The following is a 14,720-nucleotide window of genomic DNA, read 5'->3' on the forward strand; positions in this document are numbered from 1 at the left end:
GCTGGAGCTCCTCGAGGACCGGGACGGGGTCCCTCTTCAGGCGGCGGCCGCTGCCTCGTCGCGCTCGAGGACGAAGTCGTACTCGACGCGATTCGTGCCGTCGCCGGCGTCCTGCGGGTCCAGGATGAGCTCGGGCTTGACCGCGGAGGCGACGTCGCTGTCGAGCCACTCGCCGCCGGTGAAGTACAGCTGGGTGGTGATGGCCCGGTGGCCAGGAGCGCTGACGATCAGGTGCAGGTGGGCCGGGCGCCACGGGTGCCAGCCGGCGGCCTCGATCAGCTTGCCGGTCGGGCCGTCGGTCGGGATCTGGTAGGGCGCGGGCTGGATGGTGCGGATCTCGAACCGGCCCTCGTCGTCGGCCACGACCAGAGCGCGCAGGTTGCCCTCGGGCAGGTGCGGGGCGAAACCGGAGTAGTAGCCGTCGTCGTCGGCGTGCCAGATGTCGATCTCGGCGCCGGCTATGGGGTTGCCGTCCACGTCGCGGACCTGGCCGGCGAAGATCAGCGGGCTGCCCTTCTCGTCCTCGCGCATGGGCAGGGTGGCCGGGGAGGGGACCCGTTTCTGGCCGGGCAGGTAGTAGGGGCCCAGGATGGTGCCCTTGGTGCCCTGCTGGGTCTCGGCCTGTACCTCCTCGACGACGTGTTCGACGAAGACGTCGAGGAACAGTGGCCACTCGCCGCCCTCGCCGACCTCGATCATCCAGGCCTTGGCGGCCTGGAACTCCGGATAGGTGACCTTGTGCTCCCGGATGGCCGCGTGCACGCCGTCCAGGACCGCTCGGACCACCGCGTCGACCCGCTCCGGGGGCACCTGGCGGGCGGCCTGGTACATCTCGTTCGTCAGGAACGACTCGGTCGCGCTGGCCCCCGAACCGGCCGCGGTGGGGCTCTGCTGAGTGTCGGTCATGACCGTGCTCCTCGGATGTCAGCGCGGTACTCCGACCGCGCGTCATGGGCCGGGCCTGCTATTCCGTAATGGAGTCGTGCCATCGTGGACGACACGGTGGGCGGCCGTCCAGCCATCGAGGTCCCGATCGGCCCTCGGCCAGGCCTTCAGCCGTTTCGGGCCGCTCTTCCCGTCTGAATGCGTGGCCATTGTGCTGGACCTCCGTCCAAGCCACGGATGGAGCCGCCAATGCGTGGCAACGCCTCTACGCTGCAGTGGCCAGGTCCGGAGGTCACGATGCGCGCCGGGATCGAGGCGGCGGGCCGATCTCACTGATCCACCGTGAACTCCTCTGGTCCCGGGGCGGTGCGTCCCGTGATCCGAGGAGATGAGGAGGAGTGGTGACCGCGTCCTTCCAGGCGTTCCGGCTCGAGGACCTCGAGCGGGAGCTGAGCGAGTCCGACCAGCCGTACCGCGAGTTCCTGCGGCGACTGGGCATGTCCGTCGGGCTGTACCGCCTCCCGGTCGGCGCCGAGGACCGGCAGCACCCCCACGCCGCGGACGAGATGTACCTCGTCCTGCGCGGGCGTGGAACGTTGCGGATCCGCGATCACGAGGTGGAGGTCGGCCCGGGCAGCGTGGTCTCCGTCGACCACGGCGAGGACCACCGCTTCGTCGACATCAGGGAGGACCTCCACCTCATGGTGGTGTTCGCGCCGCCCGAGTCGCCTGACGAGGACTGACCCACCGCCACCCCGCCCCACGACCTGCTCCAGTCACCCCGTGTCCGTCGGGGAGGCAGGACCCCGGCCCCCGCAGGGCCCCGCGGTGCCGGATGCGGTGCCCGCGGCACGTGTTCGGCCGCACCAGCACCTCCCAGGAGGTCCGCAATGTCAACCGCCACCGGTAGCTCATCGGACGCCGTCACCGAGCCGACCCCGGAACAAGAGGCCCGGCGCCGGCGAACCGTGGTCTGGGTCGTCGCGCTGGCCACCCTCGGTCTCGTCTTCGACGGGTACGACCTGGTCGTCTACGGCACCGTCGTCCCGCTGTTCCTCGCCGATCCCGGCCACATAGGGCAGGTCACGCCCCCCGTCGCCGGGGCACTGGGCAGCTACGCGCTGTTCGGCGTACTGGTCGGCGCCCTGCTCGCCGGCAGCGTCGCCGACATCGTCGGCCGCCGGAAGGTCATGCTGACGGCGTATGCGTGGTTCAGCGTCGGCATGGGCGCGACCGCGCTGATGAACAGCGTCGGCGGATTCGGGCTCATGCGCTTCCTGACCGGCATCGGCGTCGGGGCCCTGGTCGCCACCACCGGCGCCCTCGTCGCGGAGTACGCGCCGCCGGGCAAGAAGAACCTCGCCAACGCCATCACCTACTCCGGTGTGCCGGTCGGGAGCCTGCTGGCCGCGCTGCTGGCGATCCTGCTGCTGGGGCAGATCGGCTGGCGCGGCATGTTCTGGATCGGCGCGCTCCCGTTGGTGACCCTCCTGCCGCTGGCCTTCTTCCTGATGCCGGAGTCGCCCAGCTGGCTCGCGTCCCGCGGTCGGCTGGAGGAGGCCCGGAGGATCTCCGAACGCACCGGCGTGCCGATCATCGCGACGTCCAGCCCCGCTCCCGGGAACGCCACGGCGCCGGCCCGGCGCGAGCGGGCAGGCTTCGCGGGCCTGTTCGGGCGGCAGTACTGGTTCCCCACGCTGGTGCTGGGACTCATGAGCGCCACCGGCCTGATCCTCGTCTACGTGCTGAACACCTGGCTGCCCGAGCTCATGGGCCGCGCGGGGTACTCGACCCAGGGATCGTTGTCCTTCCTCCTGGTGCTCAACGGCGGGGCGGTCCTCGCGGCCCTGGTGGCGTCCCGGCTCGCCGACCGGTTCGGTCCCAAGCTGGTGGTCGCCGGGTCGTTCCTGATCGGGGCGATCGCCCTGGCGCTGCTCACCGTCGACGCTCCACTCGCGCTGCTCCTGCTCTTCGTCGCGGTCGTCGGGGCGGGGACGAGCGGCACCCAGATCCTGATCTACGGGTTCGTGGCCAACTACTACCGCACCAACGTGCGCAGCGCCGGTGTCGCGTGGTGCGCCGGCTTCGGGCGCCTGGGGGGTGTCGCAGGCCCTCTGGTCGGCGGCCTCCTTGTGGCCGCGGGGCTCGCGCTGGAGTCCATCTTCTACGTGCTCACCGGGCTGGCGGCCTTCGGTGCACTGCTCACCCTGCTGGTCCCCGTGGCGCGGGGGGCGGTCGCGGCCAGGACCGTGCCGGTGGAGCCCACCGTCGCAGCGCAGCCCTCCGCCGGGCGATGAGCGCCGGTCGGGCGCACCTGCCCGCGAGAGCAGCCGGTCGGTCGATCTGCGACTCCTGCAGGGAGGCGAGCAGCGGTGTATGAGCGGATCCTCGTCGCGATCGATGCGCACCCCTCGGAGGAGAACGCCTCCGCGATCCGGCGCACCGAGCAGATCGGCACGCTGACCGGGGCCACCGTGCACGTGCTCCACGTGGCGCGGGGGCACATCATCCCGGAGGACATCACCGGCGGTTCGGCGCGCCTCGGCGTCTGGGCCGCCGAGGACGACCCCGAGGACGCCGACCGGGCCGCGGTGCAGCAACTGGTCGACGGGCTCTGCGCCGCAGGCATCGACGCCCACGGGGAGATCGTCGTCGCCACGGAGCACGACGCCGCCGACGTCATCCTGCAGCGGGCCGAGCAACTCGACGTGGACCTCCTCGTCCTCGGGCACCAGCACCACCGCGGATCCCGGACCGCGGAGCGGGTGATCCACCACCACCCGCCCTACTCGATCCTGCTGGCCCGGCCACCCCAGCAGCCGCGGCGGTAGGGGTTCCCCGCTGGTCGGTCCCCATGACCGGCCCGCGCAGCGACCAGACGGAGCGGAGCACATGCGATCCCAGCGCGCCGGTGGGAACGCCGTCGCCGGAGCGGCGGTGCGTGAGCACCTGATCGAGCGCCCCATCCGGCCCCTGCCCGGCCTGCGCCGGCTCCTGCGGGACGCCGGTGGGGTCTACGCTGCCAACGGCCTCATCGGCGTGGTCTTCGCGGCCACCGGTCCGGTCGCGGTGATCCTGGCAGTGGGCGCGCAGGGCGGGCTGGCCGAGGAAGAGCTGGCTTCGTGGATCTTCGGCGCCTTCTTCCTCAACGGCGTCCTCACCGTCGTGGCGTGCTGGCTCTACCGGCAGCCGCTGGCCTTCTTCTGGACGATCCCGGGCACCGTGCTCGTCGGGCCGGCCCTGACCCACCTCACCTGGCCGCAGGTGGTCGGCGCCTTCTTCGCCACAGGCCTGCTCGTCCTCCTGCTCGGGGTGAGCGGGTGGGTGCGCCGGGCCATGGCGGTCGTCCCGATGCCGATCGTGATGGCCATGGTCGCCGGGATCTTCCTGCGATTCGGCACCGACCTGGTGCGCTCCTTGCACGACGACGTCGGGATCGCCGCGCCCATGGTCCTGACCTTCCTGCTGCTCAGCGCGCTGCCGGGGCTGGGGCGACGGATCCCCCCGATCATCGGGGCGCTGATCGTCGGGGCGGTGACGGTGGTGGTGTCCGGGCGGTTCCACCCCACCGGAGCCGGGGCGGAGTGGTTCGCCGCGCCGGTGCTCCAGGTCCCCGAGTGGTCGCTGCAGGCGATGCTGGAGCTGGTCGTGCCGCTGGCCATCACCGTGCTGGTGGTGCAGAACGGCCAGGGCATCGCGGTGCTGCGCTCCGTCGGACACAGCCCGCCGATCAACGCCGTCACCGTCGTCTGCGGCGTCTGGTCGCTGCTCACCGCGGCGGTGGGCACGGTGTCGACCTGCCTCACCGGGCCGACGAACGCCCTGCTCTCGGCATCGGGGGAACGCTCCCGGCAGTACACCGCCGGGATCGCCTGCGGCCTGCTGGCCATGCTGTTCGGCCTGTTCGCGCCGCTGTTCACCAGCGCCATGCTGGCCATGCCGCCGGCCTTCATCGCCACGCTCGGTGGCCTGGCCCTGCTGCGGGTGCTGCAGGCGTCCTTCGTCGCGGCGTTCAGCACACGCTTCACCCTCGGCGCCCTCGTCACCTTCGTGGTGACCGTCGCCGACGTGACGGTCGTGAACGTCGGGGCCGCCTTCTGGGGTCTGCTCGCCGGGCTGGCCGTCTCCGGGCTGCTGGAGCGCCCGGACTCCTCCTCCGCCCGGAGCTGAGCGCCGGTCCCGGTGGTCGGCCACCGCTGCCGGGTGCCGACCCCCGGCCTCGCGACGACGGCTGCGACCTGTCCGCCGCGGACCTCGCCGCCGAGGTGGACGACAGGGCCCATGGCCACCGCGTCCTCGACCAGCGCGGCTGCCGGGACGGGACACGCCTGGCCGCCGGGGCCGTGCCGGAGTCCGCGAGGACCGGACCCGACCGGGCCCGGGCCATCCGGCACCTCGCGGCGACCCAAAGAGTTGAGCGGGTCCGTCGGCAGCGGCGGCGGCCGAGGAGGTGGACCCCCGGCACCCACGAGGGGACGATCCCGCCGGTCGGCTCGCACGGGACCGACGACTCACCGCTCAGCGGGACCAGCGACGGCGCTGGCACAACGAGGGGGTGTTCGTCGTGCCGGCACCTGTGGTCGGCAACGACATGGTCGCCGGCTTCGTGACGAGCCACCTGCCGGGGCGGCACGACGTCTCCCGGGGCCCGGCTGCAGCACTGGACGGTGGGGCTCGGCGATCCGTGGGCGGTGGACTGCGGCCTGGGCGGGATCGTCGGCCGCCGTGACATCCGGGAGATCCGCCCTCAGCCCGAGGGTGCCAGCCGGCAGTGCTGCCCGGAGTGGGCCGTCATGGGACACCGAGCAGGCTCGTCGTGAGGGCGGCTCCAGGAACACCCGCGGACGGGAGGGACGCCTCAGCGCAGCCGCTCGGCCACCTGCTCCAGGCCGGCCCTGACCAAGCGTCCGTACCCGTCGTCGCCGAGGACGCCGATCGCGGCCTGCGCCTGCTGGAGGTGCTCGCGAGCACGGGCCAGATCGCCCAGCTTGCGATAGCACTCGCTCACGTTCAGGTGCAACGACGGGTACAACCCGGCCACCGGAAGCGTCACCCCGGCCTGCGCCGCCCGCGCATCGGTGATCAGGTCGGCAGCGGCCAGCGCTCGTTGGTCCCAGACCAGCTCGTCGCGCACGTCGTCCTGCACATCGGCCATCGCGTGCGCGAGTGTGCAACGGTGCAGGGGGTCCCCTCCCTCGCCGCCGATCTCATCCCAGATCTTCGCGAACTGGTGGCGAGCGGCCTCGCGCCGGCGACGAAGGGCCATCAGCGGCAGCCACCTCCCCCTGAGCGGGCCGCTCGGGGACCCACCGCAGGCTCGCCCCGAGGGCGCTCTCGGGGACGGCGCAGCGGGGGTCCCGGTCGCCGGTCGGGGCTCCACTCCGGCCGGGGAGCCAGCATGCCCGCTACGGCGCCGGGAGCAGCTGCGGAGCATCACCGAAGGCGGACCACGCCACGTGTACGCCTCCACCGGTTGTCCGGCCGGGCCTGGTGGGTGCAGCCTCGGGGCCGTGACGATCCGGTGGTTCACCGACGCCGACCGGGTGGAGCGGGCGCGGATCGTGCGCGAGCGGTTGGATCGGGATGAGCTGCTGCTGACGTTCGCCCGGTGGCTGGCGGATCGCGCGGGGCACGACGGGCCGGTCACCGTGCCGGAGCTGACCCCCGAGACGGAGGCACGTCTGTTGCGGCTGCTGCGGGACGAAATGGCTCCGCCGGCCCCCTGAGCGTCATCCGCGGCCTCGGGGCGGAGGGCGTCGCGCTGCGGCTCGTTCACCACGGCGTCGAGTGCTCAGGACTGCACGAGCGGAGGCAACCGGCCTGGCGGTGTGCGGGTCAGGGGTTCGAGTGCGCTCAGCGCCACCCCGTCGACCGGGCCGTTCCCTCGCAGGGAGGGCGGCCTGAGTCGTTCCTGGGGCCGTGCCGGTGCGCGGACGGTGCTGGTCACCTCGCAGCGCCCGCCCCCTGGGGTGTGCGGCCTCCCTCGCCGGCGTTCCTCCCTCCACGGCCGGCGCCGGCCACGGACCGGGAACGCCCGCAACTCGCCGATGTGCCGCAACCCGAGGATGCTGTGCCCGGAGTTCGGGCAGCGAGGGGGTGACCGTGGATCTGCACCGTCGTCCGTGGGCCCTGCCCGTCCCGGTGCGTCGCCGAGCCGCGTACCGCCGACGGCCACCTGCACGAGGGCCTTCGCGGGGACCGTGCCCAGTGTCCTGCGCAGGACCTGTGGCCTGTCGTCCGGTCACCTCTCGTGCCGCTGCACCGGTCCCGAACGCTGAGCCGGCCGCCCGTGAGCGGGCGGCCGGCTCGATCGCCACGGGGCTCCCGTCCCTCGGCCGGAGACGTCCCGAACCTCAACAGATCCTGCACACGCAGAGGGGATGAGCCTTGTCCAGGTCTCACCAGGAAGCCGCCGTCCCGCCGGGGTCGCGCACGCCCATCGTCAAGGTCGTCGGCGCCAGCCTCGTCGGCACCACCGTGGAGTGGTACGACTTCTTCCTCTACGGCTCGGCCGCCGCGCTGGTCTTCAACACGCTGTTCTTCCCCGACTTCGACCCGCTCGTGGGCACGCTGCTCGCGTTCGCCACGTACGCCGTGGGCTTCGCGGCCCGGCCGATCGGAGGCATCGTCTTCGGCCACTTCGGCGACAAGGTCGGCCGCAAGCAGATGCTGGTCATCACGCTGATGCTGATGGGCGGCGCGACGTTCCTCATCGGCCTGCTGCCGACCTACGGGGCGATCGGCGTCTGGGCGCCGATCCTGCTGATCCTGCTCCGGCTGGTGCAGGGCTTCGCCCTCGGTGGCGAGTGGGGCGGGGCGGTGCTGATGGCCGCCGAGTACGGCACGCCGGAGCGCCGTGGGTACTGGGCCTCCTGGCCGCAGGCCGGTGCGCCGGCGGGCAACCTCCTCGCCGTCGCCGTCCTCGCGCTGGTCTCGGCGTTCACCACCGAGCAGCAGTTCGAGTCCTGGGGCTGGCGCATCCCGTTCCTGCTCAGCGCGGTGCTGGTGGGCGTGGGTCTCTGGATCCGGGTCTCGATCGAGGAGTCGCCGGTCTTCCGGGCCGCCCGCGAGCAGTCCGCCAAGGCGGAGGAGGCTCCCAAGCTGCCCGTCGTCCAGGTCCTGCGCGAGTACCCCCGGGAGATCATCCTGGCCATCGGCGCCCGCCTGGCGGAGAACATCGGCTACTACATCTTCACCGCGTTCGCGCTGGCCTACGCCACCGGTGAGGCGGGCGTCTCCCAGGGCACGGCGCTGAACGCGGCGCTCATCGCCTCCGCGATCCACTTCGCCGCCATCCCCGCGATGGGTGCTCTGTCCGACAAGTTCGGCCGCCGGCCGGTTTACCTGGTGGGGGCCGTGGGCGTCGGGGTGTGGGGCTTCGTCTTCTTCGTCCTGTACGACTCGCAGTCGTTCCTGCTCCTTGCGCTCGCCGGCACGGTCGGCCTGGTCTTCCACGGGGCGATGTACGGGCCGCAGGCGTCGTTCTTCTCCGAGCTGTTCTCCACCCAGGTGCGCTACAGCGGCCTGTCGGTGGCCGGCCAGGTGTCCTCGATCGTGGCGGGCAGCCTGGCGCCGATCATCGCCACGGCGCTGCTGATCGAGTACGGCAGTTCCCTGCCGATCTCGCTGTACCTCGCCGGTGCCGCGGTGCTCACGGTGATCGCCGTCGTGCTCAGCCGGGAGACCGCGCGCAGCGACCTGACGCGGGACCCCGCCGCCGACCGGAGGCTGGTCGGCTCCGGCCGGCGCTGAGCCCCGCCATCCGGTGCAGCGCAACAAGGTCATCTCGGCCGATGCCGCGGCGCAGATCGTCCTCGACGGCGACACCGTCGCCACCGGCGGGTTCGTCGGCGTCGGGTTCGCCGAGGAGCTGGCGCTCGCGCTGGAACGGCGGTTCGAGGCCACCGGCTCGCCGCGGGACCTCACCCTGGTCTACGCGGCGGGCCAGGGCGACGGCGGCGCACGCGGGCTGAACCACTTCGGTGCCGACGGCATGGTGCGCCGGGTCATCGGCGGGCACTGGGGGCTCGTGCCGAGCCTCGGCGTGCTCGCTCTCGACGACCGCATCGAGGCGTACTGCTGGCCGCAGGGCGTGATCAGCCACCTGTTCCGGGAGATCGCCGGCGGGCGCCCGGGCGTGGTCACCAAGGTCGGGCTCGGCACGTTCGTCGACCCGCGCCACGGAGGCGGTCGGATGAACGAGTGCACCAGGGAGCAACTGGTCGAGCTGGTGACGCTGCGTGGGGAGGAGCACCTGTTCTTCCCCGCGCAGCCGGTGCACGTGGCCCTGCTGCGCGGGACGACGGCCGACCCCGAGGGCAACATCACCATGGAGCGGGAGGCGCTCACCCTCGAGGTGCTGTCGATGGCGCAGGCGGCCAAGAACTCCGGTGGCGTGGTGATCGTGCAGGTCGAGCGGGTCACCGAGCACCGGACCCTGAGCCCGCGCGAGGTGAAGGTCCCCGGCGTCCTGGTCGACGCGGTCGTCGTCGCGCAGCCCGCCAACCACGGTCAGACCTTCGCCGAAGCACACAACCCCGCCTACACGGGGGAGATAACCGCACCCAGCACCGGGCTGGCCCCGATGCCCCTCGACGCGCGCAAGGTGATCGCCCGTCGCGCCGCGATGTTCCTGTCGACCAACGCGGTGGTGAACCTCGGGATCGGCATCCCCGAGGGGGTGGCGGCGGTGGCTGCCGAGGAGCGGATCCTCGACCTGATCACGCTGACCGTCGAGCCCGGCGGTGTCGGTGGCATCCCGGCCGGCGGGCTGAGCTTCGGCGCCGTCACCAACCCGCAGGCGATCATCGACCAGCCGTACCAGTTCGACTTCTACGACGGCGGCGGGCTGGACCAGGCCTTCCTGGGCATGGCCGAGGCCGATGGGGAGGGGAACGTCAACGTCAGCCGGTTCGGTCGCCGGGTCGCCGGTGCGGGCGGCTTCATCAACATCAGCCAGAACGCCAAGGCGGTCTTCTTCCTCGGCACGTTCACCGCCCGCTCCCGGGTGGCGGTTCGCGACGGCGCGCTGGTCGTCGACGACACCGGCGCGGTCGCGAAGTTCCGCGACCGGGTCGGGCAGGTGACTTTCAACGGACGCCTGGCTGCGGAGCGCGGACAGTGCGTCCACTACGTCACGGAGCGGTGCGTCCTGCGTCTGACCGAGCGGGGCCTCGAGCTGGTCGAGGTCGCCCCGGGCGTCGACGTGGAACGGGACGTGCTGGCCCACATGGACGTCGCTCCCGTCATCGGCGACGACCTGTGCGCGATGGACGCGGCGATCTTCCGGGACCGGCCGATGGGGCTGCGCGACCGGCGTCCCGTCGAGATGGATGAGCGTTTCCGGTTCGACGCGGCCACCGACACCGTCTACGTCAACTTCGAGGGGCTGCGGCTGGTGACGGCGCAGGACGCCGACGACCTGGCCGGGGAGCTCGACCGCCGGTTCTCCGCGCTCGACCGGCGGGTGCACGTGGTCGTCAACTACGACAACTTCGACCTCGGCCCTGACGCGGCGGACCCCTTCTTCGCCATGGTCAGGAGCAACGAGGATCGCTTCTTCCTCTCCTCCACCCGCTACTCGACCAACGCGTTCTTCCGCCGCCAGTTGGGCCGGGAGTTCACCGAGCACGACCTCTACGCCAACTTCAGCGAGCGACCTCGCTGAGCGCGTTCTCCACCGCTGTGGTCGCGCACGCGGGCCCGCTGACCATCGAGTCGGGGGCGTTCCCCACGAGCCGCCGCAGATCGGACTGAGCGACTGGTCCAGCAGGGATCCGGGGAGCTCCCTCGGTGGGTCCTCCGGGGAGCCCTACCTCGTTCCGTCCTCGGGAGCACTGACGGCCTTCACCATCGATCTGGTGAGCAGGCCGGCCGCGGCGACTGCGGCAGCCGCGATCGCGGAACGGAGCAGACGGTGCCTGCGACTCATGGCAGCCTCCCGGGGCGGCGGTGTGCCCGATCTCTACTCCGGTGGCCCGATCGGCTCAACGGCCCGTCAGGTCCGGGGACGCCGCGCACGTGATGCGTCCTGATGCGAACGCGCTCCTCGTCCTGGCGCCACCGTGGTGGCCGAGGAACTGCGTCCACTGACGTTCGCGGGAGTCCTTCCGGACCGACCTGCACGTGTGTACTCCGGCGAACCACCGTGAACCCTTCCCGCCTCCCTGGCAGTGTGGAGGTAGGGGGCTCGAGCTCCTCGGCCTCCGGGTGCCCGAGCAGCGGCTTCGTCGACCTCGAGCGCGACGTGGCGCCCCGGATCACGGGTTCGTGACCCGGGACCAGCGCGAACGACACCAGCCGACGTGCCGGGCTCAGGATCCGGGACGGTCCTGCTGGACCTCACGTGCTGGGAGTTCTTCGACGGTCACGGGCGCTGGTGTGGCGGGCCCGAAGACCCTCGCGGCGGCAGTGATGATGCCCTTCAGGACGTGTTGCACGTAGTTCGCGGCGGCCATCGGGCCCAAGCCGAAGGGCAACAGCCCGGCCAGGAGCGGCGGTCCGACCGCCAGTGCCCATGCCCGGAGGATCTCCGACTGTGAGGCCGCGACCTCCCTCCGCTCCTCCGCCGTCAGCGCCGCCAGAGCGTCGTACGAAGCGGCTCGTCCCAACAGCGACGCGTGGGGTCCCAGGATCGCGTCGGGACGGATCCGCCCGGTCTTGTCGAGCTCGACCGCTCCGTCCGTGAGGACCAGGAGGACGGCGATGCGGGTCAGTTCAGGGTCGGTGAGATCTCTGCCGTAGAGCAGTCCGACCTTGATCGCCGCGCTCACCGCCTCCTTCAGGACCTCCCGCAACGCGACCGGGAGTGCGGCAGCCGAGATCACCGTCCCGTAACCCGGGAGGATCGACGGCAGGGAGTAGGAGACCGCTCGCGCTGCCCTGATCCGGTTTCCGCGCGTCACCTGGCCGACCAGGTCCACCGGTGCGACCAGGGGCTTGCCCGCACGGACCTTGTCGACGACCTGCTGAGCCTCCTCGAGGGAGGGTTGGAGAGTCCGGTTGATCAGCGCCATCGCACGCTCGACGGTCGACTCGATGTCGAACTCCGGCTTGGGGAAGGTGAAACCGCTGGTCATCTCGGTCTCCTGTCCGTTGGCGACCCATGGAGGATGCCAGCGGGCCGCTCCGGAAGGGGGATGACGGTGCCCGGCTCGTGCTCCGGGTCACCGACTGCTGAGGAGCCCTGGTCGGCGTCGCGGTCCAGTAGGTCTGTCCGCGCAGGCCATCCGGTGAGGGCGGCCCTCCACTGCCGGTTCGCGGTCCGGGACCCTGGTCGGCCATAGACCGGGGGCGGGGGGACTCCCTCGCGGCCGCCCTCATGGCTCGCCCCGGCGATCCGATGGTGAGCGCGACCTCGTCCAGGGGCGTCGCAGCCGACGGGGCTCGCCGGTGGGCAGGGGAGCCCTGGCGGGCGAGCGGGCGGCCCCGCCGCTCGCGACGACGACCAACGCGACCGCGAGCAGCTGCACCGGGGTGAGGACCTGGCCGAGCACGAGGAGCCCGGCCAGGGCTGCCGCGGCCGGTTCCACGCTCATCAGCACGCCGAACACCCGGCTGGCGAGGGCACGCAGCGCGGTGAGCTCGAGGGCGTAGGGCACCACCGAGGACAGCAGGGCGACCGCCAGCCCGACCAGCAGCACGTCGGGCGCCAGCAGCGCCGGTCCGGCCGAGGTGAGCCCGATCGGCAGCAGCACGAGCGCGGCTGCTCCGCTGGCGAGAGCCAGCCCGTCCAGCCCTGTGGAGCGGCGCCCGGTCTCGGCCGACAGCAGGATGTAGCCCGCCCAGCACGCACCCGCGCCGAGGGCGAAGGCGACCCCGGCCGGGTCCAGCCCCGTCAGGGAGCCGTACCCGAGCAGGAACACGCCGGCGGCGGCCATCAGCACCCAGCCGAGGTGCTGCAGCCGGCGCGACAGCACCGCGGCCAGGCCCAGCGGCCCGAGGAACTCCACGGTGACCGCCGCGCCGATCGGCATCCGGGCGAGGGCCTCGTAGAACAGCCAGTTCATGGCGGCCAGCGAGAGCCCGAACGAGGCGATCACGGCCCAGTCGGCGCACGAGCGGCCGCGCCAGCGGGGGCGGACCAGCAGCCCCAGCACCAGCGCGGCGCCGCACAGCCGCAGGGTCACCATGCCGGCCGGGCCGACCCGGTCGAACATCGTCGCGGCCAGCGCGCCGCCGAACTGCACCGAGAGGATGCCGCCGAGCACCATGCCGACCGCCCCGCCCCTTCCGGGCGTGGCCCGGCCGCGCAGCGCGGAGGCGCGGCCGTCGGCGGGGGCCGGTGGCGAGGTGCTCATGTTCGATGCGGTCCTCGGGAGCGCTGCGGTGGGTGGGCACCTGACGCTGGACAGGGTCCCGCCGCGGGCGGAGACCTGATCCACCCGGACTCGTGCTCCGTGGGCACGGGGCTCGAGCTCAGCCACGTCGGGGCCGTCCTCGCCTGCGCCGAGGAACCGACCATCACCGGGCCGCAGCGCGGGTCGGGGTCACTGCCCGGCGGTGTCATCTCCGGTCGGGCCCCGCCCCTCGCTCCCGGGCCGCGCTCCCGAGGCTCGCGTGTCCGTGCGCTCGAGGCGCTGACGGATCGCCGCGACGTTGAGCGCCAGGTCCTCGAGCGCCTCGACGGCGCGCGTCGCCAGTGCGAACGTGAGGTTCTCGCGCTGCTCCTCAGCGCTGGGCTCGCGGTTGCCCTCCGCGATCTCGGAGCGCTCGCGCGGACGACGCGTCGCCTCCGCCCACGGCTGGTCATCCCTCCGCGAATCGCCGAACAGCTCGCGCAGCATCCGCTGCGCCAGCTCGAGGAACTCGCCCGGGTCGGGCCGGTCGGTCGCCATCCGTCTTCCTCTCAGCACATGTCGGGCACGTCGCGTGGACCGGGGGCTGACCCGTCCGCCAGGTCCGGTACGGCTGCCGGGACTGCGCCCGGCCGTCACCGGCGCGGTCGCGATCAGGACGGCCGCACCGACCATGGTCCACCCGTCGGGGACATCCTCTCCCTGGTCCCGCAGACCTCGCCCTTCGGGCTCCGGCGACCTGCCGGCCACCGGCACGCCGTCGGGCGTGGGCCACCCCCACGACGCCGCCGCGGCCACTGCACGCGGGCGACGTCGCCGAGGTCGAACGCCTCGGCGTCCCGCGCAACCCCGTCGTCGCAGAGGACGCCCGAGACGCATCCGGCGTGATCGACTGACCGCTCGCGAGTCGATCGACGCGACCGGCAACCGGCTGCGTCCACGGAGCGCCGGTGAGGCTCCTCCGTCCGCGTCGACGCCTCTGCCCGTCGGCGTCGCGATGCTGGCCGGGGCCGTGACTCCGACGGCGGGTTGTGGGAGGTCTCAGGGCCGCGGGGACTGCGCGGTCTGCGGCTCGGCAGAGCGCGACGTTCAGGCCTCCCCGCCCAACTCGCCGTCGTCCAGTTCCCGCACCCGACGTCGGTCCTCGTCGATGTCGGCTCGCTCCTCCGCGTTCCTCTCGGCGAGGGTGGTGTCGGAGGTCCCCCTACTGGCGGCCTCGGGCTCGGGGCGGGTGCCGGGATCCTGCGACTCGGTGTTCATGGGGGACCCCTCCGGTCGGTCGATGGACGTGGCTGTCAGGGTCGGGAACCCGTGGGGGCACGACTCCTCGCGGACCACACCACGGCGGTGGGGACGGTCGCGGAGTGCTCGTCAGACGGGGACACCCCGCGGCGGGTCAGTGCTTCTTGTCCCGTGTCAGCCGCTCCATCTGGGACGCGGCGTCGGCCTTGGCCTTGCGCTCGGTGCGCTTCTCCTTGATGGACTTGCCGGACTTCTTCGACATGGAGTGTCGAGGGGACTTGTCGGCCATCGCGTGCT

At 72.5% G+C, this 14,720-nt stretch carries 14 protein-coding genes; 7 read left to right on the forward strand and 7 right to left on the reverse strand.

What is annotated here, in order from left to right:
• Nucleotides 1-36 precede the first annotated feature (36 nt).
• On the reverse strand, nucleotides 37-906 hold the full coding sequence (catA, locus tag ACWIX3_RS16065) for a catechol 1,2-dioxygenase (RefSeq protein WP_448608341.1): 870 nt from the start codon (nucleotides 904-906) through the stop codon (nucleotides 37-39).
• Between the two features lie 380 nt (nucleotides 907-1,286).
• Here catA and ACWIX3_RS16070 point away from each other — a divergent pair, with 380 nt between their 5' ends.
• The 4 genes from ACWIX3_RS16070 to ACWIX3_RS16085 all read left to right on the forward strand — a co-directional run bounded on the left by ACWIX3_RS16070 (nucleotide 1,287) and on the right by ACWIX3_RS16085 (nucleotide 5,055).
• Nucleotides 1,287-1,628, forward strand: a complete 342-nt coding sequence (locus ACWIX3_RS16070) for a cupin domain-containing protein (RefSeq protein ID WP_448608342.1) — start codon at nucleotides 1,287-1,289, stop codon at nucleotides 1,626-1,628.
• Nucleotides 1,629-1,775: 147 nt separating this feature from the next.
• Entirely contained in the window at nucleotides 1,776-3,182 is a 1,407-nt protein-coding gene (locus tag ACWIX3_RS16075; protein WP_448608343.1) for an MFS transporter, read from the forward strand.
• Nucleotides 3,183-3,257: 75 nt separating this feature from the next.
• Nucleotides 3,258-3,716 carry a universal stress protein gene (locus ACWIX3_RS16080; RefSeq protein WP_448608344.1) on the forward strand — a complete coding sequence of 153 codons (459 nt, stop codon included), beginning with the start codon at nucleotides 3,258-3,260 and terminating at the stop codon, nucleotides 3,714-3,716.
• 61 nt (nucleotides 3,717-3,777) lie between these two features.
• Complete coding sequence (locus ACWIX3_RS16085) at nucleotides 3,778-5,055, forward strand: benzoate/H(+) symporter BenE family transporter (protein WP_448608345.1); 1,278 nt, start codon at nucleotides 3,778-3,780, stop codon at nucleotides 5,053-5,055.
• 688 nt (nucleotides 5,056-5,743) lie between these two features.
• On the opposite strand, the gene ACWIX3_RS16090 is transcribed toward ACWIX3_RS16085, so the two are convergent.
• Nucleotides 5,744-6,151, reverse strand: coding sequence for a hypothetical protein (locus tag ACWIX3_RS16090; RefSeq protein WP_448608346.1), 408 nt, complete (start codon nucleotides 6,149-6,151; stop codon nucleotides 5,744-5,746).
• Nucleotides 6,152-6,395: 244 nt separating this feature from the next.
• On the opposite strand from ACWIX3_RS16090, the gene ACWIX3_RS16095 reads away from it, so the two are divergent.
• The 3 genes from ACWIX3_RS16095 to ACWIX3_RS16105 all read left to right on the forward strand — a co-directional run bounded on the left by ACWIX3_RS16095 (nucleotide 6,396) and on the right by ACWIX3_RS16105 (nucleotide 10,552).
• The gene (locus tag ACWIX3_RS16095; RefSeq protein WP_448608347.1) at nucleotides 6,396-6,611 is read left to right on the forward strand and encodes a hypothetical protein; all 216 of its coding nucleotides are present in this window, start codon (nucleotides 6,396-6,398) and stop codon (nucleotides 6,609-6,611) included.
• Between the two features lie 661 nt (nucleotides 6,612-7,272).
• Nucleotides 7,273-8,637 (forward strand): MFS transporter, encoded by a 1,365-nt coding sequence (locus tag ACWIX3_RS16100; protein WP_448608348.1) that lies wholly within the window; start codon nucleotides 7,273-7,275, stop codon nucleotides 8,635-8,637.
• A 13-nt stretch (nucleotides 8,638-8,650) separates the two neighbouring features.
• Nucleotides 8,651-10,552, forward strand: a complete 1,902-nt coding sequence (locus ACWIX3_RS16105) for an acyl CoA:acetate/3-ketoacid CoA transferase (RefSeq protein WP_448608349.1) — start codon at nucleotides 8,651-8,653, stop codon at nucleotides 10,550-10,552.
• Nucleotides 10,553-11,198: 646 nt separating this feature from the next.
• Here the strand turns inward: ACWIX3_RS16105 and ACWIX3_RS16110 are convergent.
• The 5 genes from ACWIX3_RS16110 to ACWIX3_RS16130 form a co-directional block, all read right to left on the reverse strand.
• Nucleotides 11,199-11,900 (reverse strand): hypothetical protein, encoded by a 702-nt coding sequence (locus ACWIX3_RS16110; protein WP_448608350.1) that lies wholly within the window; start codon nucleotides 11,898-11,900, stop codon nucleotides 11,199-11,201.
• Between the two features lie 303 nt (nucleotides 11,901-12,203).
• The gene (locus ACWIX3_RS16115) at nucleotides 12,204-13,184 is read right to left on the reverse strand and encodes an EamA family transporter (protein ID WP_448608351.1); all 981 of its coding nucleotides are present in this window, start codon (nucleotides 13,182-13,184) and stop codon (nucleotides 12,204-12,206) included.
• A 189-nt stretch (nucleotides 13,185-13,373) separates the two neighbouring features.
• Nucleotides 13,374-13,721 (reverse strand): hypothetical protein, encoded by a 348-nt coding sequence (locus ACWIX3_RS16120; RefSeq protein ID WP_448608352.1) that lies wholly within the window; start codon nucleotides 13,719-13,721, stop codon nucleotides 13,374-13,376.
• Between the two features lie 549 nt (nucleotides 13,722-14,270).
• Nucleotides 14,271-14,441: a hypothetical protein gene (locus ACWIX3_RS16125; RefSeq protein ID WP_448608353.1), complete on the reverse strand. Its 171-nt coding sequence runs from the start codon at nucleotides 14,439-14,441 to the stop codon at nucleotides 14,271-14,273.
• A 136-nt stretch (nucleotides 14,442-14,577) separates the two neighbouring features.
• Entirely contained in the window at nucleotides 14,578-14,712 is a 135-nt protein-coding gene (locus ACWIX3_RS16130; protein ID WP_448608354.1) for a hypothetical protein, read from the reverse strand.
• Nucleotides 14,713-14,720: the final 8 nt, after the last annotated feature.

Source organism: Geodermatophilus sp. URMC 60, from assembly GCF_053502585.1.